18 protein-coding genes and 1 pseudogene are annotated in these 21,427 nt (G+C 48.6%); 4 read left to right on the top strand and 15 right to left on the bottom strand.

All coding sequences use genetic code 11. The features are described from left to right. Nucleotides 1-120: 120 nt before the first annotated feature. Together NYR52_RS04560 and NYR52_RS04555 are read right to left on the bottom strand one after the other, a co-directional pair. Nucleotides 121-1,668, bottom strand: a complete 1,548-nt coding sequence (locus NYR52_RS04560; protein ID WP_259436397.1) for an asparagine synthetase B family protein — start codon at nucleotides 1,666-1,668, stop codon at nucleotides 121-123. 388 nt (nucleotides 1,669-2,056) lie between these two features. Then, nucleotides 2,057-2,356: a hypothetical protein gene (locus NYR52_RS04555; protein WP_022735782.1), complete on the bottom strand. Its 300-nt coding sequence runs from the start codon at nucleotides 2,354-2,356 to the stop codon at nucleotides 2,057-2,059. Nucleotides 2,357-2,630: 274 nt separating this feature from the next. Between NYR52_RS04555 and NYR52_RS04550 the strand changes: the two genes are divergently transcribed. Further along, a complete protein-coding gene (locus NYR52_RS04550; protein ID WP_259436396.1) occupies nucleotides 2,631-3,956 on the top strand; it encodes a helix-turn-helix domain-containing protein in 1,326 nt (441 codons plus the stop codon). Nucleotides 3,957-4,158: 202 nt separating this feature from the next. Here the strand turns inward: NYR52_RS04550 and NYR52_RS04545 are convergent, their stop codons facing one another. Continuing rightward, nucleotides 4,159-4,746, bottom strand: a complete 588-nt coding sequence (locus NYR52_RS04545; protein WP_259436395.1) for an LOG family protein — start codon at nucleotides 4,744-4,746, stop codon at nucleotides 4,159-4,161. Nucleotides 4,747-4,980: 234 nt separating this feature from the next. Here NYR52_RS04545 and NYR52_RS04540 point away from each other — a divergent pair. Then, nucleotides 4,981-6,330 (top strand): annotated as a pseudogene (locus tag NYR52_RS04540) (IS1182 family transposase); the annotation flags it as partial. A 136-nt stretch (nucleotides 6,331-6,466) separates the two neighbouring features. Here the strand turns inward: NYR52_RS04540 and NYR52_RS16715 are convergent. From NYR52_RS16715 to NYR52_RS04530, 3 genes are all read right to left on the bottom strand, one after another. Beyond that, nucleotides 6,467-7,159, bottom strand: a complete 693-nt coding sequence (locus NYR52_RS16715; protein ID WP_375163196.1) for a YheC/YheD family protein — start codon at nucleotides 7,157-7,159, stop codon at nucleotides 6,467-6,469. Between the two features lie 574 nt (nucleotides 7,160-7,733). After that, nucleotides 7,734-8,258, bottom strand: a complete 525-nt coding sequence (locus tag NYR52_RS04535; protein ID WP_158283192.1) for a PolC-type DNA polymerase III N-terminal domain-containing protein — start codon at nucleotides 8,256-8,258, stop codon at nucleotides 7,734-7,736. A 119-nt stretch (nucleotides 8,259-8,377) separates the two neighbouring features. Further along, nucleotides 8,378-8,680: a hypothetical protein gene (locus tag NYR52_RS04530; protein ID WP_259436394.1), complete on the bottom strand. Its 303-nt coding sequence runs from the start codon at nucleotides 8,678-8,680 to the stop codon at nucleotides 8,378-8,380. A gap of 216 nt (nucleotides 8,681-8,896) precedes the next feature. Here NYR52_RS04530 and NYR52_RS04525 point away from each other — a divergent pair, with 216 nt between their 5' ends. Then, nucleotides 8,897-9,814, top strand: coding sequence for a sporulation protein (locus tag NYR52_RS04525; protein WP_259436393.1), 918 nt, complete (start codon nucleotides 8,897-8,899; stop codon nucleotides 9,812-9,814). A gap of 291 nt (nucleotides 9,815-10,105) precedes the next feature. Here NYR52_RS04525 and NYR52_RS04520 read toward each other — a convergent pair whose 3' ends face one another. The 3 genes from NYR52_RS04520 to NYR52_RS04510 all read right to left on the bottom strand — a co-directional run bounded on the left by NYR52_RS04520 (nucleotide 10,106) and on the right by NYR52_RS04510 (nucleotide 14,883). Next, nucleotides 10,106-10,873: an ABC transporter permease gene (locus NYR52_RS04520; protein ID WP_158283190.1), complete on the bottom strand. Its 768-nt coding sequence runs from the start codon at nucleotides 10,871-10,873 to the stop codon at nucleotides 10,106-10,108. Further along, entirely contained in the window at nucleotides 10,866-11,795 is a 930-nt protein-coding gene (locus NYR52_RS04515; protein WP_132220891.1) for an ABC transporter ATP-binding protein, read from the bottom strand. Before NYR52_RS04515 ends, NYR52_RS04520 begins: the two co-directional genes overlap by 8 nt. A 151-nt stretch (nucleotides 11,796-11,946) precedes the next feature. Next, nucleotides 11,947-14,883 (bottom strand): insulinase family protein, encoded by a 2,937-nt coding sequence (locus NYR52_RS04510; RefSeq protein WP_259436392.1) that lies wholly within the window; start codon nucleotides 14,881-14,883, stop codon nucleotides 11,947-11,949. A gap of 362 nt (nucleotides 14,884-15,245) precedes the next feature. Here NYR52_RS04510 and NYR52_RS04505 point away from each other — a divergent pair, with 362 nt between their 5' ends. Further along, nucleotides 15,246-15,377 (top strand): hypothetical protein, encoded by a 132-nt coding sequence (locus tag NYR52_RS04505; RefSeq protein ID WP_022735772.1) that lies wholly within the window; start codon nucleotides 15,246-15,248, stop codon nucleotides 15,375-15,377. Nucleotides 15,378-15,486: 109 nt separating this feature from the next. Here the strand turns inward: NYR52_RS04505 and NYR52_RS04500 are convergent, their stop codons facing one another. The 6 genes from NYR52_RS04500 to NYR52_RS04475 form a co-directional block, all read right to left on the bottom strand. After that, nucleotides 15,487-15,927, bottom strand: a complete 441-nt coding sequence (locus tag NYR52_RS04500; protein ID WP_022735771.1) for a Dps family protein — start codon at nucleotides 15,925-15,927, stop codon at nucleotides 15,487-15,489. Nucleotides 15,928-16,009: 82 nt separating this feature from the next. Further along, a complete protein-coding gene (locus tag NYR52_RS04495; protein ID WP_259436391.1) occupies nucleotides 16,010-17,902 on the bottom strand; it encodes an FtsX-like permease family protein in 1,893 nt (630 codons plus the stop codon). After that, on the bottom strand, nucleotides 17,877-18,647 hold the full coding sequence (locus tag NYR52_RS04490) for an ABC transporter ATP-binding protein (RefSeq protein WP_022735769.1): 771 nt from the start codon (nucleotides 18,645-18,647) through the stop codon (nucleotides 17,877-17,879). Before NYR52_RS04490 ends, NYR52_RS04495 begins: the two co-directional genes overlap by 26 nt. Nucleotides 18,648-18,733: 86 nt before the next feature. Beyond that, on the bottom strand, nucleotides 18,734-19,735 hold the full coding sequence (locus NYR52_RS04485; RefSeq protein WP_259436390.1) for a sensor histidine kinase: 1,002 nt from the start codon (nucleotides 19,733-19,735) through the stop codon (nucleotides 18,734-18,736). Then, the gene (locus NYR52_RS04480) at nucleotides 19,732-20,433 is read right to left on the bottom strand and encodes a response regulator transcription factor (protein ID WP_132219827.1); all 702 of its coding nucleotides are present in this window, start codon (nucleotides 20,431-20,433) and stop codon (nucleotides 19,732-19,734) included. Before NYR52_RS04480 ends, NYR52_RS04485 begins: the two co-directional genes overlap by 4 nt. A gap of 202 nt (nucleotides 20,434-20,635) precedes the next feature. Continuing rightward, entirely contained in the window at nucleotides 20,636-21,328 is a 693-nt protein-coding gene (locus tag NYR52_RS04475) for a copper homeostasis protein CutC (protein WP_259436389.1), read from the bottom strand. Nucleotides 21,329-21,427 lie beyond the last annotated feature (99 nt).

The raw sequence follows: 21,427 nt of genomic DNA, 5'->3' as shown, positions 1-21,427 counted from the left end.
CCACCATCCCTCCTCTCTAACTTATTCACAGAAAGCGAAAAAACCACTCACTCCCCCTTATAAGGGGTTCTGGAGGCAAGCTTTGTTATGGCAACCGCTTGCCCCTCTTGTCACCCCGGCTTAAGAAACAGTGAGTCGTTCCAGTCCACTCAACCACTGTTCAACCTGCTTCATCCACCGCATTTCCTCCCATAAAGTCGCCATATTCCCTCTCTCTGTCCACAGCCGCATGACTTGATCCGGGTCGACCCATTGCCACTCCACCAAATGGGGATGCTCTTCCAACCATTGTTTGCCCGTCCATACACGCAAATGCGACGGAATCCATTCTCTGCGGCCAACCGTGGCCGGAGAGCTGGCGAACGGCGCGGGAAGATTAGCGGAAAGGCCCATCCATCCGCTCAACAACTGCAAGGACAAAGCATGCTTTTTGGGAACGGAAATAGCCACTTCCAACCATTCCCGACTCAAAGCCGGATACAAAAAGCGCAATCCTTCTTCCCGCCAAAACGGGGTGTAAAACAAAGCATCCTCCTCATTCAACCAGCTTTGAATCGGCCACAAGCGAGAATGACGCGAACGCAACTCAAGCTCACGCGCAAGCAACTGTTCTTTGGCTCTTTTACTGAACAGCGTCAAAGCGGGAAACAATGCTTGCGACCACGGCTGGTTGTTGCGCCACCGTTCCCAGTGAATAAAAAGTGCAGGCCTTCTCGCCTCCGTGCTACCTGCGGCAAAAACCGCATCATAACACAACCGTGTCACCCGATCATGTACGCATTGTTCTCGCCAATAATGAAGATGTGACGCCGCGAGACGAAAAGATGGAAGCCATGTAGCAGGCAGATAAGCCTTGGCAGTGGCCTCCCATTCCAAAATAACACAGGGCACTTCCGCCAATTGTGAAATACGCTGAGCTTGCGCAAAAGCAAGCTGTGTGTCCCGTTCATTGATCATATAGGCTACCAACGGGCCGGAGAATGGTTTCAACAAGGAAACGGTAGCTGGCCCCTGTTCGCCGTCACTAAGCAGTACGCCCATTTTCTCTTCCCGGCGCCCTGGTTCACGCCAGAGCAACCGTTTCACCATCGCATCGTGCAAGTAAGACATCAGATCTTCGGTACGCCATTTCATCAGATGCGGTTGCGGAGAAGGAACGTCAAACGTACGAACCCGGATGCGTTCATTTTCATACTCGGCCAATCCCCCGGCGGGAAGGCGGTGTATGTCACGGTAGAAAGAAGCCGTTTCCGGCAAGCCCCCGTGCAAATAAGAATCAAGCACCCGGTCGGAATCCACCTGCGCCAACACCGAACGCCCTGCTTCAAGCAGATCGGGCACCGCCATGCCCCACAGCCATTGCCGCCCCCTCCGCCGATAATATAAAGGGGATTTGCACAAAAAACTGCGATAGAAAAACCCTTTTCTCTGATGCCGGTTAAAGTAAACCAATATGAACGGCCCATCCATTTTTTTCAGAAATCCATATCCCCGTTCCACTAAATTGGTCAATGCACGCCAAGCTTCAGCCTTGCATCCCTCGTTTAAATATTTTAAAAATAAATGAATTTCCGGCGACTGGCAGCTCCAAACCTCACCAAAAAACTGCACCTCGCTCCGGAAAAAATACGGGTCGACGATTCCCTTCACCACTTGCCCATCATCCATGGCGACTCAATCCTTTCGCACGCGCTATTGCCGCACCTCTTCGCCTTGATGTTATGAAACCGCAAAAAAGCACAGCCAACTTTTGCGACTGCACCTCCCTCCCTTCCATTATATCAAATAAAAAAAGACCTATGAAAAGGTCCTCATCAATTCGCTATATTCTATTATCTTCTCTATGTAACCCATCGGTTTTGGTCGGACCTGCCAGAGGATACGTTGCCAAGATTTATATCAAAGGATTTTTTCGTTTCGCGCTATCATAGAAGCAACAGTGGTAAAAAGGGGAAACGTTTCAGAGATGAATGGATGAATGGCTTGTGGAGTTTGTTCTTGCGTTCCTTGCAGTCTAGTAATCAAAATGATAAAACATCAATGCCTTATTAAAAAATCAACCAAAAATATCGAATGAACGCCCAGCAAAGATTTTTACACCGTCTTGCACTTCTGCCTCGATCAAATCCATCAGCGGCAAACGAATCACTTGCCCGTTTTCTGTTTCAAGTTGCAGGGTTTTGACGGAACGCCGCGAATGATGATGAATATAGCAGGTGACCTTGACATCTGCGCACTGGCTTTTTTCCTTGTCCATCGGCTGATTTTCCAGTAATTCAACCTGTGAACGCTGTTTTAGATCCGACAGAAACGGTTGGACTTTTTCCATTTGACCCTCTACTTGTACCTTCAACATATGAAACACCCTCCCGGTATATTCTCTCTTTGTTTTTCTCACACATATTAATAAACTGTTACTGATACCAGTTTATAAATCTCTAAGACAATTTGCAAATTAATAAAAAATCACAAATGAGGGCAGGGTTTATGAAGATATTTGCCTAATTAAATAAATATCCCTCAATTTAGACAAACATATGCATTGGCAAGTTGCACATTTGCATAAAAAGGAAGGGATTTTCCTCCTAATCCACAAAATAATTTTTTTTAAAAACCAGGAGGTGAAGCTTTTGTTACCGCTTGATCACGAACACGCCGCGCGGCTGATCAAGAAAAAACGCAAAGAACTAGGGTTGCGACAAAGTGATTTGGTGGATGACTGCTTAAAACTGCATGCCATCAGAAAAGTGGAGAAAGGGGAAATTGTGAGTGAGGATATCATTATCCGCATTTGCAACAAACTGTCCCTCGATCCTGAACATCTCTCCGAATCGTATGAAAACGTACGCGATGGCGAGGAACAACTGAAGTTTAAGCTATTTGCCATCGAACATGACATAGACATGGTGGGACCAGAAGAAGGATTGGAAGAGCTTCGCAAACTAGAAATCGACAATGACCACCCTTTGCAGGCTTGGCATTTGTTTTTAAAAGGCAAATACAATGACCGCAAAGGACACTGGAAGAAAGCCCAAGCCCAATATCTGAAAGCACTCAGCATCATCAACCAACATCCTGAATTGGAAACGTCCAACCTGAAAGCTTCCACTTATAACGAGTTGGGCCGTTGCTGTTACTATCAAAACGACTTGGAACAAGCATTGGCATACATTGAAAAAGGATTGGAAGCCTACCATCCAGACCCAGACAGCGACCGCGATTATATTATATACATCCTCAAGACGTCGAAGGCTATTTATTTGGAAAAGCTAAACCGCAATGAAGAAGCCATGCGCACCTTGGAAGAGATGTGGGCGGACATCGGCAAGATCGACAGCATGGAAATCCGGCTGATTATGTACGAAGTGCATGCCCAGCTTCTCATCAAGCAACAATTGTATGAAAAAGCCGTCGAATATGCCACCAAAGCGATCCGCATGGCGCGTTTGGACCAAAACGTGGATCGGTCATTTGAATTATGGACAGCTCTGGGTGAAAGCTTCAAAAACGCCAATGAACCCTCCAAAGCGGAAATATGTTTTCGGACTGCTTTAAAATTAGAGAAAAAAGTCAGAAAAAAAAATATCTTGGTATCTACCTATACCAAATTGGGTGTGCTATACTTAGAGTCAAAAAAAATCACCCTCGCACAACAAGCTTTGGAAAAGGCCGTTCAGCTCGGGCAACGGACCAACGACGCATTGAAATACTGCACTGCACTCACTGCGCTGGGAGATTGCTACATGTCGCAGAAGCGAACGAATAAAGCGCGGGAATGCTTTCAACAAGCCCTTCATCTTGTTGAACGCCACGCGCTGAAAGCCAATGAACCCGAGGTTCTGGTAAAGCTGGCCCAATGTTGCGAAGGGGAAGATCATGAAAACTACGAGAAATACAAAAATAGGGTATTTCAGTATTATGTGGAACATTATGTGAAAGGAGGGGATTCGACATGAAGCTTCGCGGCCACGGCGAACCACCTCAAGCATAAAAAGCATTTCATAAAGAAGCAGTCATGTCTCTATGACTGCTTTTTATACATTTATAGTATAACATTACCGACCATAGAAAATGAATACATCCTCACAATCTTTTTGAAAGCATCATGCAGAGCACCCACCTAGTAAAGCCCAGCAGGTTGGTGGGTACTGCTGAAGGTTATTTCCGCTCAGCCAACTCCGTCCATTTCGTCTGCAACGCTGGTGGCTGATATTGCTCCATCAGCGCCAACAACCGAGCGGGATCACTCTCGCAAATCACGATTTGCCCATGGTCTTTCGGAAAAAAGCCCTCACTGACAGCCTTTTGGATCATGTCCAACACCGGTTCATAATAGCCGTCAATATTTAGCAAACCAATCGGCTTCTTGTGAATGCCGAGTTGTCCCCAGCTCAACACCTCAAACACTTCTTCCAGTGTGCCGTAGCCGCCAGGCAAAGCGATAAAACCATCAGACAGCTCCATCATCTTCGCTTTTCGTTCATGCATATCCGCTACTTCGATCAATTGGGTGAGTGATTGGTGAACCATTTCACCCCGGAACAAGGCCGTCGGCATCACGCCGATCACTCGGCCCCCCCCTGCCAATGCGGCTTCGGCCACTGCCCCCATCAAACCTAAGCGCGAACCCCCATAGACCAACTCGATTCCCCGCATCGCCAAGCATTTTCCCAATTCCCGAGCCGCTTCGCGGTAAAGCGGTTTGTTGCCGGGATTAGAACCTGCATACACACATATCCGTTCCATTTGCATCCTCCTCCGATTTCCCATCATATCTTGCTGTCTCTGTACTGATTTCTAAATTCTACCAAACCACTTTCTGATTGACAACCATAAAATGGAAAATGACTTCCGATGCTTACACAACGAAACAAGAGGCGGAAAATTCCGCCTGAGGCTGCTGACAAACTGCCTTGAAAGGCAGGGTCAGCAGCCTTTTTTGTCGAATCAATAAAAAACACTCTATAAGGAGTTTTTTCTATGTTTAGAACAAACCCGAGTAAAGAACATCAACCAGAACTAGTTAACATAGAAGAATTAGTTCCACGAGATCACTTGTTACGGAAAATTAATGAAACGATCGACTTCTCCTTCATTGCTGAGAAATGTAAAGAATTATACTGCCAAGATAATGGGCGTCCATGTCTTGACCCAATTATGTTATTTAAAATGCTACTCATTGGATATTTGTTCGGCATTCGTTCCGAACGCCGACTCATTGAGGAGATTAAAGTTAACATCGCTTACCGTTGGTTTGTAGGGTTATCTCTAACCGACCCAGTCCCACATGCATCTACTTTCAGTCAAAACCGTCGAAGACGGTTCCAAAGCTCCACTATTTATCAGGAAATATTTGATGAAATTGTCATTCAGGCGATCCAACATGGATTTATTCAAGGAAAAGAGCTTTTTAGTGACTCCACTTTTCTTAAAGCCAATGCCAATAAAGGAAAGTTCAAAAAACAATTAGTTAAAGTTACTCCCAAAGGATATATGGATGATTTAGAACAAGCAATTGAGCAAGATCGAGAAGAGCACGGAAAGAAGCCTTTAAAAAAAAAGCCCATAAAGGTTGAAACGAAAGAAATTCGTGTAAGTACGACCGATCCAGATAGTGGTTATATGGTTCGAGATGGAAAACCCGAAGGCTTTTTCTATCTCGATCATCGTACTGTCGATGGTTTACATAACTTCATTACAGATGTATTTGTTACACCAGGAAATGTCCATGATTCAGTTCCTTATTTAGAAAGGTTAAATCGTCAGAAAAGCCGCTTCGGCTTTTCGGTGAAAGCTGTTGCTCTGGATTCTGGTTATTTAACTATGCCTATTTGTCGTGAATTGAGAGGACAAGGAATCTTTACGGTTATTGCACATCGGAGTTTTCGACCAGATAAAGACCTCTTTCCGAAATGGAGATTTAAGTATATTCCTGAGCAAGATGTATATCTTTGTCCAGCAAAGCATCAACTTACATATCGAACGACCAACCGTGAAGGATACAGACAGTACAAATCCAATCCCGAGATTTGTAAGCAATGTCCTTTTCTTAAGAATTGCACAAAGTCAAAGAACCACACAAAAATCCTAACACGTCATGTATGGGAAGATGCAAAAGAGTGGGTTAGACAAAATCGCTTGAGCCCACGTGGAAAAACTTTATATAAGCGTCGAAAAGAAACGATTGAACGTAGCTTCGCTGACGCGAAGGAACTTCATGGTCTTCGATACGCACGCTACAGGGGGCTTGCAAAAATTCAAGAGCAATGCCTCCTAACTGCTGTGGCTCAAAACATAAAAAAGTTGGCTATGCTGCTTTCGAGAGCAGGTAAGGGAGGTGGTTTTAAGTTTATATGGGTTGATATTCATCCATTAATTGTTTATATCCCTTTTATATACAAAAACCCTGCGATCAACAAAGTTGATTCGCAGGGTTTGTCAACATTCTCAGGCGGAAAATTCCGCCTCATCCATGCTTCCGCACTTTTTTTGCCGCTTCTCGATATTGAGTCATATCTTTTTTTTGCAACTGTTCCAAAAACAGGGCAAGGGAGGGTTTGGGAAAAGCCTCTAGTAACCACACCCAGCCTTGAAAATCCACTGCAAAATCAAATCCCAGCATGCGTTGTCGCGGAAACGACGGCGACAATCTTTCTGCCGCACGAATGGCCAGCCGAGTCATCGTGTCCGTCAAACGTTGCACATCGGGAGAACAGATGTTGGACTCTTCCAGCGCCGTTTGAAGGCTGAGGCGATCTTCCTTAAGCTTCTTGCGCTCTGTCGCTTCTTCCGCCATTACCACGATCATCCCCAGCACTTGCCACTCTGCCTGCTTAGGTTCTATGCGGTGCGTCAGCACCCGTACCTCAAAGGGTTGTCCGCGCACTTCCGCTCGGGGTATGGCCTGTTGCAACAAATAAGGAGTTCTGGATTTATGCATCAGCCGTTGCAACCGTGGAAGCAACTCTTCCGTCGGAATGCGAACGGATTTCATGTCCATGCGCCATTCAGCCCATTGGCAGTCGATCCTCTGCAAGCGGATCTCTCTTCCGCCTTCTTTTCTACCTGTCGGTTTCAGCACCAATTCCGGATACCGCCCCCACATCCAATGAAAACTCTCCGCATTCAACAACCAGGTCTCCGGCAAATGGTCTTCCATGATCTCATCATGAAGGAGAAGCTGATAAACCCCATCCCATTGAACCCCGACCTTTTTCAAATGCATCCTCCCTTTTCTATAAACCTATTAATAGGATATGCATCCGTTTGCTGACGGCGACGGACAGGCTCCCAGATACAGGGCCTGATTTCTATGCGGCAGGATCACCAACTTCCAACCAAGTGAAGACCATGTCCCCAGCCTCTTTCATCTCAATTGCTGACACCAACAAAAGCTAACCTCATTCCTGCACTTGGGGGGCTTGTCCTTTTGTCAATCCATGTCGTTTCAAGAAAAGTAAGCCTCCGACTCATTTGGTCCGTGCATAGGATTGTCTCCATCGGGTCGTCACCTGAACCATGATGATGTTTGAAAAGCCACATAACAAATGAAAATGATCTGACCACTTGTCCTTTGGTGTAAGCCACGTTTTCAAGGAGAATGCACGGGTGGTCTTATTACAATGTAGTTGCTCCCCCTAACTCTATTCCCAAAAACACATGGTCGTGACACATCTTTTCGGTGTTTCTGCTGCCCTCAAGAAGCGAAAACACGACGCTACCCGGTAAGCTACTCACGGGTGGTCGTTTCCGCTTTCCCCTCGGAAAGTCAGGCGCACGGGCACCTCTTGACCGGTGATGCGGCGATAGTACTTGGCGATGAGCGAATCCAACTCACGCTCCCGGGCCATCTGCCATACGGCCGGATTGGCAAACACCACTTCGATCTGTTGCCGTTCCACTCGCCATTCAGCTTGCCCGAACCAAGTCGCCGCAGCAGGCGTGTGCGCTTGTTCGATCCATTTTTGAATCCAAAACCGGTATTTGGCCAAGATGACCTCATGGTTTAAACGGTCATACTGAAAAAAAAAAGAGACCTTCACTTCCGGTTCAAAGTGCTGTCTCACGCGTTGTTGCAAGGTTTGCCATATCTCCGGCTCAAGCGGTTCCCCCGCGTGGAGGTGCACGTGCCACGTCCGCTTGGCCTGATCCACCCGCACTTCTTTGATGCGGGCATGAGCCAATTCGCGTTCCAACCATTCCGGCGGCAATCCCACTTCCGTAAACAATTGCCGCAATGCTTTGCGCCCTTGGTCCATTCTCATCCCTCCATAAGCGCTTCTTATTTTCATTCTAACAGATGTTCGCATGCCGAAACCAGAACACGCCCACACCCTCTACCCAGCCATGAAAAAAACCGCCCACAAAGGGCGGAATGCTACGATCTTTTTACCCACTCGATCTCATCCACATGGCACGGATGAAATGCATGACACTCGCTCACCCGGTTGTGCTTGTCATAAATCACAACCATCCGCCCCATCTGGCGGGCCAATTCTCCATACACAGAAACCGTGTGCGCTCCGGTTTCCGATTTTTCCCACATACAATCCATCCCTAGCTGTTTTAATGACCATTCGACATCGCTTTTCTCCCGACCCACCGGTGCAACTCGCATCAACTTCCGGCTTTGTACTTCTTCTCTCAATCTCTCCTGCCTCTCGTGCATGAAACTTCCCATCCTGCGTCCCTCCTTGATCCGAATCAGAGAATGATGCCCGGTCAACTCTCTCATCAAAGATCAACCATCGGCAAATTCATAAGATTCAGCATTATTCCGTCATGCGTAAGGCCAATGCTTTGCCAAACCATCAGCGCTTGTGCAAGAGCACATCAAGCAATCGGTTTTAACAGCGGAATAATCAGGTATATTTATTTAAAAAAAGGAGACAGACCCATGGTATTCAAAAAATTTATGGCCAAACTCGGCAAAGGCGGAGCCAAAGTTGATCTTATTCTCGATAAAGAAGAATATGCTTCAGGTGAAACGATCCACGGAGAATTAATGATACTTGGTGGGGCTGTTGCGCAGGAAATCAACAAAATCGATATTGATTTTGTGGTTCAACTCCATGGCAAAGAACAAATTTTCACTCATCTGATTGAACGTTTCCCTTTCCACGAGGCGTTCACCATCCAACCTGGGAAACAGAAAGTGTTGCCTTTTACTTATTCCTTACCCACCAATCTCTTGCTGTCGGGCCACGCTATCTCTTACACCTTTATCACCCATTTGGACATCGCTGAAGCGATTGACCATAAAGACCATGATCCCGTCATCATTCAAGCTCCTCCTCGATTGAAGCAGGTGTTTGCCGCCCTGTCTGAACTCGGATTCACCGAAAAGTACAGCTCGCGCTCCTTCGACGGGCATTTGCAAGAGTTCAAGTTCGCACCCACCTCCCTATTTTGCGGCGACATCAAAGAGCTTGAGTTTGTCGCCAAAATAGAGGATGAGAGCATCCATATGTTGATTGAAGTAGATATCCCTTCATTTATGGCCAAAAAAGAGGTCAAACGGGAAATCTACCTGGACAATCGTCTATTGGAACAGGGCTCAGAGTTGACCGATCAGCTGAAGCAAATCATCGCCGAAATGATTTCCTCCCCTTTATCATTTGCACATGACAAAAAAACGTTTTACCACAACTACCACCAAAAGTGGTCCCGGTCTACGGGAGCGATTGGCGGCTTTGCGGCGGGTTGGCTTGCAACCGAACTGTTGGAGGATTTGTTTGAAGACGCTCTTACGGACGGCTCGGAAGCAGATAAAGACGGCTTGTTCGCTTTTTCAGCAGAAGAGGAAATCGATTAGAGAGTAACGCCACGGAAGCCTTGTTGCCGGCCCGATCACGGCTTCCGTTTACGGCGGTTCTCCGATTGATCCGTTCTCAGGCTTGTCCTTGTTGCAAATGACTTGAACCATGTTTGCCAAGGCATTTGTGACAACGATGTTTGACCATCCGCATGCATCCCCAAAAACAACATATCTTTTATAAATTGATTAACAATACTATAAATTCCTTCTTGTTTTTCGGAAAAACCAAAGATTCCCCTGTCACAAAACAAACGACCATTCCCCTGCCCGGAGAACAGTCGTTTTGTATTACACAGCCACGTCCCGCTTGGTAAAAGACACCCAAGCCACTGCATGAAACAATAAAAAATGCAGTACCAAGATGACGACGGAAAAACCGACGCTCATCCCCGGGAACGGGATCGGCTGTCCCGCCTCATACTGCCCCAGGTCCAGATTGGCCGCCAACAGGTATTTACCCCATTCCATCTCAAATGATTGGAGGATTCCCACCAAGAACATACCAATGAACTTCAGGAATATGCTCAAGCCGATTCCCAGTGAACTGCTGCGGGAGACGGTGGAAACAGCAAAGGCCAAAGTTACCATCATCACCGTTTCAATCAAATAATATCCATACTCAGCCAGGATCTGACCACCGATCTGATCGAGGGGACCCCATCCGAAAAAGACTAAACCGAACAATAAACTCGCGACAAAAAATAAAACAAGACAAAACACGCTGAACAACACCGCGGCCGCATACTTGGCGTACAAGATTTTGGTCCGGTTGGCGGGGCGAATGAGCAACAGCTTGATTGTTCCCCAATTGAACTCACTGGAAACGATATCCCCGGCAACAATCATCGACAAAACCAACGGCAAGATAAGCAGATAACTACATTGATACGCAAACCCCCACAGGTCGGAACCAACTTGGGATGCAGAAGCCACATATGCCAAAAACAGGGCTGTCCCAAAAACCAAGGCGATCAGGGTTGCCAGCAAGACCGCAGTCCGGGGTCGCACAAATACTTTGAGCCACTCATTTTTGACCAACCGTACAAACTTACCCAACCGTCTCACCTCCCGTGATCTCCAGGAAACGGTCCTCCAACCGTTTTTCCAGAGCCTTGATGGCATATACTTTTACACCGTTGGCCACCAGTGCGGCATTGAGATCGGCGATCTGGGCTCGTTCCAATTCCATAGCGAACCCGCGCGGCGCTTCCGTCCACGGTTGTGACCAACCTAATTGGCAAAGCACATCCGCCACACGGTCCAAACGGTCCACTTCAAATTCCACCGGCATGGCGCCTGTCTGCTCCGTTCCCCACTCATCCACTTTTTTCACATCAATCAACCGGCCATGCTGAATAATCGCGACTCGGTCACACATTAACTCCATTTCAGACAATAGGTGGCTGGAAACCAAGACCGCAATCCCTTCTGACTGGGCCAACCACCTCAAGTAGTCGCGCAACTCGCGAATGCCAGCGGGATCCAACCCGTTGGTCGGTTCATCCAAAATCAACAGCGATGGCCGATGCAAAATCGCTTGTGCCACACCCAGCCGTTGCCGCATACCCAGCGAGTACGTTTTGACCGGTTCATCAATCCGTTCGTCCAGCCTCACCAGCGCGATCACTTCTTCGATCCATTCTGGAGAGACCCCTTCCACCATATTGGCAAAATGCAGGAGGTTTTGATAGCCAGTCATAAATTTGTACAGCTCCGGATTCTCCACAATCGCTCCTACATGTTGAATCGCTTCTTCAAACTGTTTTTGTAGACTGACTCCGTTGATGAATACTTCCCCTTCAGTCGCGGCCATCAACCCGACAATCATGCGGATGATCGTCGTTTTTCCCGCTCCGTTGGGACCCAACAGACCAAAAACCTCACCTGGATTCACATCAAACGAAACGCGGTCGATGATGGTTCGTTTACCGATGGTTTTAGTTAAGTCTCGTATGCGAAGCACCGGAGTCGTCGGCATGTTGTCACCTTTCACTTTTATTTCCACTCCTTTGTCCACGACCTCCATCATCAACCCTACAGGAAAATAAAAAATATTATCAAGACAAATCTTTCAAAATCGGTACAATCAGGTTCTTTCATAGTTCAATGAGAGAAGATCTTGACCGCTATCAAGTAAGCGGTTCAATCCGGTCAAACAAGTCCGCGTGGGCTTTAATCTTCCCTTCACCGCCAATGACGCAGGCAGCCCCCTCTTTTAACACTGCTTCTACTACTGGCGCCAATTCCCGCACATCATTGACATTTGTCTGCAATACCTGCGCCCATTCTTCCCGCACCATCTCCTCCGTGATTCCGCTGAAATGGCGTATCAGTGCCGCCTCGCCCTTTTGGCCGGCAGAACGAGCAGGGTCTAACTTACGGAGAGTGCCGATCAGCAGGCGGTACCATTCTTCCCGACTGGGGTTCAACCGCCGCAAATAAGCCGGAATCTCTTGATACACCTGCAAAGTCTCTGTCAGATTTGGATCTCGATAGGAGACGAATGCAAGCGCACCCGTGCGGCTCAAACTGCACATTGCGCCATACGCCCCTCCCCGTACCCGAATCCGATTCCACAAATACTCCGTCTCTAACAACGTTTTTAGTACCATCCACCGCCCTTCATAGCGTCCGCCGGCCGTGAACAACCCGCCGCCCTTGGCGACATACTGCACCCGTCCCGGGCCGAAAAATGCCTCGTTTTGTTTGTGGTTTACCACCTGATGCGCTTGCTGGTGCACTTGCGGAGCAGCCGCCTCCATCCCAAGGGTCGGCACCCACTGTTCCAAAAAACGCGGCAGATGCTCTCCAGCTTCCCCTTCCGCCGCCACCCGATGCACCGTTAGCGCGTCGCGCCGGAAAATCAAGCGCGCAGTCTGTTGCAACCGCTTGGCAATATCGTCAGCCCGTTGCGCAAACTCCCGTTCCAACCGGCTCAAGAACCGATGCAAACCGATGCCGTGCAACAGCTCATCGCACCGTCCTTTGTACGACAGCGAGGAAGCGAGGCGCATCACTGCAAATTGGTGGCCGCTACGCAAAAGCAGTGTCTCCCGTTGCGCTTTAAACTCCCTGATCAATTGCAACAAGCGCCCATGATCAGTAAAGTGGGTCAAACTCAAAATTTCATGTAACAGATCTGAGAGTGTCGGCCATTGGTGGGACAAGAGCTTCACATTGACATGAAACACCGTCGCAACCGTCGGCGCCGATTGTGTTTGCTGGTACGTTTGCACCTTGCATTGCAAACCGCCGGTCAACAGGTGAACGGCATTGGCCAATTGACCGTAGGTATATCGCTTGGTGCCCATTTTTCCCAGCACATAAGCCAAGAGCGCGATATAGGGGAAATGCTCTTCCGGTACTGCTTTCGTGTCAAACGAGAGTTGGAGATAATGGATGCCTTTGGTGTCATGCGGCGTGAACAAAACAGGTACCCCTTGCACAGCGGTTTGCTCCAACGGGATGGGGTTCGGATGAGCCGGGAGTTCATTTAAGCTCAATAAGGGTAAGCATGCCAAGGCTTCCGCCGGATCGGCCGCCTGCTGCCTCGCTTGCAACCGCTGAGTTTGCTCAATGAGCCGCTTGATATCCGCCGCCGACAAAGTATCTTTGATCCGCGCAAGCTTCTGCCTCTGTTGCCGTTCCCTCTCTTCTGCCAGTGTCACACTGGGCTCCAACGTCAAAAACGAAGCATGATGGTTATCCAACAAGTTCTTTTGAATCCATTGTTCGCCGCCACCTTTTTGCACATAAGCACGCAAGGCCGAAAGTGTCTTATCATGGCGCAAATGGGCCAATGGATCACCGCCGTGCAACCAACTGCTCATCACTTTGAATAAATAAGTGAGTCCAGCCGGGCCGCCTTGATCCGGCTCCCTTAACGTCACTTCCAGCCAGTTGATACCCGCATGCAGCAAGTCAGGATCGATGCCATCCTCCACTAACCGACGCAGTGTGTCCGTCAACACGCGACGGAAAAGATCCAACGCCCCTGACTCCGCATGTTTTACAAACACGCTGAACATCGGTTTGCGCATGGAGGAATCGATCTGTCCGGATACCACTTTGCCCACGCCAGCATCCAACAGTGCCTGCTTCAACGGAGATGCCGGACTGTGAAAAAGGACATACGCCATCAGGGTCAGCATCATCATCTGGAGGGGGTCCGTCGCTTCCCCGACCGCATAGGAAGCACTGTACATGGTTCGCCCCGCGGTGCTCGCCGCCGGATAGGCGACCGTTTTCACCACTGGAGACGAAAAGGGCGGTTGCACCAACGAACGGTGGGTCAATACTTGTTTCTCAAAGGATGCGAGCGCTTCTTCTTGCAACAATCGCAACACTTCCTCCAGTTCACCGTCGCCATACAAATAAAAATAACTGTTGGATGGATGGTAATGGGTGCGGTGGTACATCAAAAATTGTGATAATGAGAGATCAGGAATGCGGTCCGGGTTCCCTCCTGAATCAAACCCGTAAGGGGTGTCCGGATACATGATGATTTTGGCCGTCCGTCCCAACAACGAATCAGGGGAGGAATAAACCCCTTTCATCTCATTGTATACGACGCCGCTGATCGTCAACGGAGCAGACGGTGCAGATAACGCGTAATGCCATCCCTCCTGTAAGAAGATTTCCGGCGTCTCATGAATCTTCGGAAAAAACACGGCATCCACATACACCGAAACCAAGTTGAGAAAATCTCGCCAATTGCGGCTGGCCACCGGATACACTGTTTTGTCTGAGAAAGTCAAGGCATTGAGATAAGTGGACAACGATCCTTTCAACATCTCTTTGAATGGTTGCTTCACCGGATATTTACGGGAACCGCACAAGACGGAATGCTCCAAAATATGCGTCAACCCTGTATCGTCTTGTGGCAATGTTTTAAAACTGACTGCAAACACCTTGTTGGGATCTCTATTCGCCAATTGCAACAGCTTCGCACCAGTCTTTTCATGCTCAAACAGCCTGGCAGTGGCATCGATTGCTTCCACCCTTTGTTCATCGCGCAGGACAAAACCGTGCAAACGTGCGCCCTTTTTCCAGTTTTTTGCCGTCATAAGCCCTTCTCTCCCTTACTCTTCGTCTAGCCGGCGGATGCAATCAAAGCCTGCCATCGGCATCAACCGGCAACTGAACCATAGAATGTGTTCCGTTTCGATGGCTTTCAGAATAACTGCTTACCCTCATTTTTACACAGAAAGGGGCGATCTGAGTATGGGCGGTATCAAAAAATAGAGTGCATTGCTTTTCATGCCAAACAGCGACGCAACAGTCAACGCTTTTTTATACGCCATTGTTGAAAGAGATCTCAACTTAAAAATTTTAAATGGCGACGCTTCTCCAACTAAAAACAACAAGCATCGGGTGATATAATATGGGTGAATAGTGATCTGTGCCAATCATCTTGGAGGGTTCTTCATTGAAAAAAATATTGCTCATCTATAGCCTCATCATGTTTGCCATGTTGGCGGTGAGTCTATCTTTCGTCATCGAAAGCGAACAAAACCAACCGTCGAGTTTACTGGCAATTTTGCTCTCCATTCTCCATTAAACCTTTGCATTTCTTTCATCCCACTGCACCAAACGCAATCCAGCCCCTCTTAAAACAGAGGGGCTGGATTGCATTTGGTGCTCCACTTGATTGCAAGCTGCCACATCAGTTATGCCATATATGCATTCAACATCCAGAGATGTTTTTCCAAGCTGGTGCGAATGTGCGTCAACATATCAGCAGTAGATTCATCACCGGCTTGATCCGCGATATCGATGCCTTGTTTCAATTCATCCACCAAGGTGTTAAAGTCGGTGATCAGGTTATTCACCATTTGCTCAGCGGTTTCATTGCCCGTCCCTTCCGTGATGGAAGCTAAGCTGAGATATTCTTTCATCGTGGCGACCGGTTTTCCGCCGATCGCCAGCAAGCGCTCGGCCAACTCGTCGATATAACCGGCCGCCTCCGTATAATACTCCTCGAACTTCTTATGCAGTTCGAAGAACTGATCCCCTTTGACAAACCAATGGTAATTGTGCAATTTGACATAAAGCACCGACCAATTGGCAACCTGTTTGTTTAGCACGTCATATACTGCTTGCGTCGTCATTTCCATCCCTCTTTCATTGTGGCTAATTCTGACTATAGTATGGCCCATTCCGCCACAAATCTTGAGAGAAACAACAGACACATCAGCTTAACACGCGTTTCAGTGATTTTAAATAACTGCTCCGCACAATCAGGAAATATACGAACTGCAACAAGAAAAACGAGCCGATACCGACTGTGGCCGGCCCGATCACCGGCGTTTGCAGATCTTCCTGCAATGCCATCAACGCAACGATCGAATGCACCACAGCCACAATAAAGGGAACGAAGAACAACAGCGCCATCTGCACAGTGTTGGCTCTTGCCAGCTCACGTTCCGTCAACCCCAGCTTGCTGATAGCCTGATACCGTTTGCTGTCTTGGTCCAAGTCGGCGTAGAGGCGGAAATACAAGAAACTACCTGCTGCCATGAAGAAGATAAACACAATAAACATCCCGATAAACATGGACACACTGGTAAATTGCTTAAATGTCAGATATACTGTCGCCCGCTCCAACAATTCCCCTTTCGCCTCTATGTTGAAGGGGAACATGCTTGCCAATTTTTCACTCACCCGATGTTCCACAGAACCTGCTTTGGGTTCCTGCCCCATCCATTTGTCGACAATATAGAAAGTAAATATTTCTTGTTTGGCCGGTTTCGTCAATTTGGTAAATGCTGTGTCAGCAACCACCAAATCGCCTGGGGAGTAAGGCAGAATAGTGCCAACGATCGACCGATCAATGTGAAAGACGTTGCCGTTCTCTTTGAAGGTGATGCGCTTCATTTCCTCCAAATCGTTTTCTTTATCTTTTGACCGCAAAAGCCAACCCGCCTGTCCGCGCACATGTATCGGGTCCCGGTCAAGCAGACGAGCCAGGCGGTTGTAGTCAGATTGGCGGATAATAGCCACTCTTTTATCTCCTTGTGTGGGCATATAATAGCGAACCGGAAGGGTGATTCTCTCTGCCTGCACCTGCTCTCGGGACAATTCACGGTCAATCCGGGCCAAATCGGCGTTAGCCTTTGGATTGTCGGGACTTGATACATAAATGAACGGATACGGATTTACTTCCAACATCATCCGGGCCTGCTGTTTGAAGTACAGGAATGTACCTGTTGCGGTAAACGCAACTGCAGACACGATCGTCACCAAAAACAACATCCGCGCATTGTCTTTCATACGATAGGCCAAGTCAGACAACCATAATAAATTGGTACCACGCTGATAAAAGCTTCGGCGACGCTTCAGCCAGCGAATGACAAACACGCTCAACTGCGTGAATAAGAAATACGTGCCGACAATGGCCAATCCCAATATCAGCAACATGGTGTCGCTTGAAAACTTAGTGAGCGCAATACCATAGGCACCAGCTAGGCAGGCAAACGCCACCAACGCCAAGAAAATGGACGCTTTCGGTTCCGGCTTCGGTTTGTTCGCGCTCTGCAATAATGCAATCACCTGCTGATTGCGCACCAAAAACAGTGTCATCAGCGAAATCACCACAAACATGCACAAGAACGACAAGATGGTCAGCTTAAGCGCATCCGCCGGCCAGTAAAATGGTAGCTCCGGCATTTCTAACGCGTACGCGGCAAAAATAAAGAAAGCTTTCACCACCAGCAAGCCCAACATCACACCCATCCCGACGGATAACAGGCCAATCAGCATGTTTTCAAGAAAGACGAGTTGGTTCAGCTGCACCCGTGTCATGCCGAGCATTGCCAACAAGCCAAACTCTTTTTTGCGGGCCTTCAAAAATCCGCCCACCGAGTAAAGTAAAAACAAAAATGAAAAACCAAATATGACATATTCCGCCGCCTGCATGCCGATTTTAACCATCCGGCTGACTGAGCCATCTGCCAATTGCGGATGGTAAATGAACATGGCATAAACAAAGAAAATCATCACCGCAAACGTGCTACTCAACAGATAGGCACTATACGTACGGATATTGCGCCGGACATTGTTATACGCGAACTGATGGAATTTCATGCGCATTCCCTCCCAACAATGCCAACACATCAATTATCTGCTGATAAAACACCTTTCGATTGTCACCGCGGTGGATCTCATTGTACAGTTGGCCGTCTTTGATGAAAATAACCCTGTCGCAGTAGCTGGCTGCCATCGGATCATGAGTTACCATCATCATGGTCGCTTCTTCGTCGCGATTAAGGCGCTCCAGCGTCTCCATCACGTCGCGCGACGCTTTGGAATCAAGATTACCCGTGGGTTCGTCCGCCATCACCAAGGACGGGGAGTGGATGAGCGCGCGTGCGATGGCCGCTCGTTGCCGCTGACCGCCCGACACTTCATACGTGCGCTTGTCCAGAATGGTGTCAATTCCCAACTTGGCGGCAATCTCCGCCAACTTGCGATCCATTTCAGGAACAGGACACCGATCCAAAGTTAGCGGCAAGACAATGTTTTCACCCAAGGTCAAGGTATCCAGCAGATTGAAATCCTGAAACACAAAACCTAGTTCTCGGCGCCGAAACATGGCCAATTGGTTTTTCTTCAACTGATGCGGATTCTGCCCATTGATCCAGACTTCGCCGGAACTGGGATGGTCGATGGTTGAGATCATGTTGAGTAATGTGGTCTTCCCACTGCCCGAAGGCCCCATGATCCCGAGGAATTCACCTTTGTCAATCGATAAGTTGATATCTTTCAAGGCGCGGAATGGCATGCTCCCGCCATATGTTTTGCTCAGATTTGATACTTTCACGATTTCCATGCGTTGCACAACCCCTTTCAAAAGCCGTTTGCTCTTGAAACAGAATAATGGGTTTTGCGCGGGCTTGCTATGGATCTGTCTTAATCCTATCTTACATTTGTGTAAGGTTGCCGACCAAAGGTGATCGTCACCTTCGTCCCCACGCCCACTTGAGATTGGAGCGTCACAGCATGCCCCAGCTTCCGGCAGATTTCCCGGACCAGATAAAGTCCCATCCCGGTGGATTCCTTGTATTTTCTGCCGTTTTCTCCTGTGTAATACGGCTCAAATACGCGCGGCAAGTCTGCGGGCGGAATGCCTACTCCCTCATCCTTGATGGTGAGTTCCCAAGCACCCCCTGCGCGCTGGATAGACACGTGCAACTGCTCGCTACGGCCACTGGAATACCGCACCGCATTGGTCAACAACTGTTGCAAGACGAAGCCAAGCCATTTCGCGTCAGACATCACCCGGGCTTCCGGCGCCAACGTCAACCGGGGGAAGACGCGCTTGCTGATAAATAGCCGTTTGTTCTCCTTAATCACTTGTTGCACCAACTCGGACAGCGGCAGGGATTCGATGCGAAAATCTTGTTCAAATGCTTCCAAACGCGAGGTGTACAAAATCATCTGAAGACCAGCACGCAAGCGATCCAACTCTTCCCGCACACTGTCCACCGCCAGCGTCTCTTCCTCTTGCAACAGCAAATCAGCAACGGACAGCGGCGTTTTCATCTGGTGAACCCATTGGTTGATAAAGGTGAGATGGCGTTGTTGCCGCTGTTCATAAGCATGTAATCGGTCTTGGTACAATCGGTATTGATCATGAAGCAACTGCGCGAACGCTTCTGCCGCCGGTGTGGATGGTTGATGATCGACAAGGGCATCTTCCATTGACGCAAGCGATTGGGACAAGCGCCGATACATACTACGTCTCCGCAAATAAAAGAATGTGAGAAAAGCGGCAAATGAAACCACGCCCAACAGCCAAACATACCCCAAGATGCGAATCGACCGATAACCGGCCAGCCAAATCAATCCCAACAGTGCCACCCACTGGAGCAGGGTAAAGGCGATGAGCGAGCCATGCTCCCTAATGAACAGCCTCATGCCCCTTCCTCCCCGGGAGGTTTCAAGCGGTAACCCGTTCCCCGCACGGTTTCGATCAGGCCTGTGATGCCGAGTTCTTTCAGTTTGCCGCGAACACGGTTGATATACACATTCAGCGTGTTATCATCCACAAACGCTTGCTCATTCCACAGGATTTCCAATAATACATCCCTGGTCGCCACACGCCCAGGCCGCTTCAATAACGCTTCAAGCAACAAAGCCTCTTTGCCTCCCAATTCCACTTTCCTGCCCTGCCACGCCAACTCCAGCCGTTCCGGGAAAAGAGTCAATCCATTCACTTCCACCCGCCGTTCTACACCGCCCCCCGCGTATTCACCGTAGGCGCGGCGAAGATGGCTACGAATCTTGGCGATCACCACTTCATAATGAAATGGTTTGGTTATGTAATCGTCGGCGCCGTTTTCCAAGGCCATCACCTGATCCATTTGCCCCTCTCTAGCAGAGATAAACAAGATAGGGCACGTCGAGTGGCGGCGGATTTGGCGACACCAGTAATATCCGTCATACATAGGCAAGTTGACATCAAGCAACACCAATTGCGGTTGGATATCCAGAAATACATCCAGTACCGCAGTAAAATCAGTAACGCGCTCAGCTTTGTATCCGTAGCGGAAAAGATGTTCTTGCAACAGTGTCGCAATTTTCTCGTCATCTTCCACAATCATGATGGTCGTCATGCGCTTTCCTCCTCTGTGTAACCATAAAAAGCCGACCTTGGATTAGGATCGGCTTTGTTTCCATTCCCTATGAATCAGCTTACCAAACCGCCTCCCCTTTCTCTTCGGTTTTTATGAAAACCAAACAGTTAAGGCTCCCACGGCGATTGTGCCGGCGGGAGCCCTTGTTTGCGACCGCTTGTCGCCTTTCTTTATGCTTCTTTTATATGCTTGAATCAGCTATTGCTTTTAATGCCTCCAGCTTGGCAGGATCAATCGGAGCCAAAGACTTGCCGCCCACTCGCACCCCCGAGCCAAAATGAACTTCCTTCACCCCTGTTTGCGCGCTAAATGCAGGCAACGACTCAACGGTCAAGCCACTACCCGCCAGAATGGTCAGGTGGGTTCCCTCAGCCAAGCGCACCAGCTTCGCCATCTGCGGAACCGCATCAAGCACGCTACGCTTGCCGCCGGAAGTCAACACCCTCGTCACTTGCGGATAGCGGAGCAACACCTTTAGCGCCGCTTCCTGATCGACCACCTCATCAAATGCGCGATGAAAAGTGATGTCTAACCCTTCCGCCGCCTCAAGCAAAAGTGACAGCGCCGTTTCATCAATGGTCTTTTCCTTGGTCAGCGCCCCCAAGACCACTCCTGGCGCGCCTAGGCGTTTCACGGTTTGGATATCTTTAATCATCGTGTCCAGATCATCCTGACTGTAACAAAACGAACGGCTGTGGGGTCGGATCATCACATAAGCCGGAATTGTGACGCGACGCACTACTTCCTCAATCAACCCGTAACTGGGAGTTAATCCCCCTTCCGCCATACCTGTAACCAGTTCAATCCGGTCAGCTCCATGCTGATCCGCCAATTTGGCATCAGTCAAGTCTGTTGCTATGACTTCTATTCGCATGCCCTACCCTCACTCAATCTCTTCATTTTTCCATACGCCTCTAACTTTCCGGCAGGGTTTACCGCCACCGTTTACGAGATAGAGGCCCTTTCCAATAAC

Origin of the sequence: Laceyella sacchari (assembly GCF_024927925.1) — a bacterium.
GTDB lineage: Bacteria > Bacillota > Bacilli > Thermoactinomycetales > Thermoactinomycetaceae > Laceyella > Laceyella sacchari.
The sequence above is the reverse complement of the archived record's forward strand: the minus strand, read 5'-3'. Positions and strand labels throughout refer to the sequence as shown.

Excerpts from the sequence above, each read along its gene's own strand:
- NYR52_RS04560 (WP_259436397.1), bottom strand. The coding sequence starts at position 1,668 with ATGGATGATGGGCAAGTGGTGAAGGGAATCGTCGACCCGTATTTTTTC.
- NYR52_RS04495 (WP_259436391.1), bottom strand. The coding sequence starts at position 17,902 with ATGAAATTCCATCAGTTCGCGTATAACAATGTCCGGCGCAATATCCGT.
- NYR52_RS04510 (WP_259436392.1), bottom strand. The coding sequence starts at position 14,883 with ATGACGGCAAAAAACTGGAAAAAGGGCGCACGTTTGCACGGTTTTGTC.
- NYR52_RS04500 (WP_022735771.1), bottom strand. The coding sequence starts at position 15,927 with ATGACGACGCAAGCAGTATATGACGTGCTAAACAAACAGGTTGCCAAT.
- NYR52_RS04490 (WP_022735769.1), bottom strand. The coding sequence starts at position 18,647 with ATGGAAATCGTGAAAGTATCAAATCTGAGCAAAACATATGGCGGGAGC.
- NYR52_RS04530 (WP_259436394.1), bottom strand. The coding sequence starts at position 8,680 with ATGGGAAGTTTCATGCACGAGAGGCAGGAGAGATTGAGAGAAGAAGTA.
- NYR52_RS04545 (WP_259436395.1), bottom strand. The coding sequence starts at position 4,746 with ATGGAACGGATATGTGTGTATGCAGGTTCTAATCCCGGCAACAAACCG.
- NYR52_RS04525 (WP_259436393.1), top strand. The coding sequence starts at position 8,897 with ATGGTATTCAAAAAATTTATGGCCAAACTCGGCAAAGGCGGAGCCAAA.
- NYR52_RS04535 (WP_158283192.1), bottom strand. The coding sequence starts at position 8,258 with ATGGACCAAGGGCGCAAAGCATTGCGGCAATTGTTTACGGAAGTGGGA.
- NYR52_RS04475 (WP_259436389.1), bottom strand. The coding sequence starts at position 21,328 with ATGCGAATAGAAGTCATAGCAACAGACTTGACTGATGCCAAATTGGCG.
- NYR52_RS04480 (WP_132219827.1), bottom strand. The coding sequence starts at position 20,433 with ATGACGACCATCATGATTGTGGAAGATGACGAGAAAATTGCGACACTG.
- NYR52_RS16715 (WP_375163196.1), bottom strand. The coding sequence starts at position 7,159 with ATGGAAGACCATTTGCCGGAGACCTGGTTGTTGAATGCGGAGAGTTTT.
- NYR52_RS04555 (WP_022735782.1), bottom strand. The coding sequence starts at position 2,356 with ATGTTGAAGGTACAAGTAGAGGGTCAAATGGAAAAAGTCCAACCGTTT.
- NYR52_RS04485 (WP_259436390.1), bottom strand. The coding sequence starts at position 19,735 with ATGAGGCTGTTCATTAGGGAGCATGGCTCGCTCATCGCCTTTACCCTG.
- NYR52_RS04515 (WP_132220891.1), bottom strand. The coding sequence starts at position 11,795 with ATGCCGACGACTCCGGTGCTTCGCATACGAGACTTAACTAAAACCATC.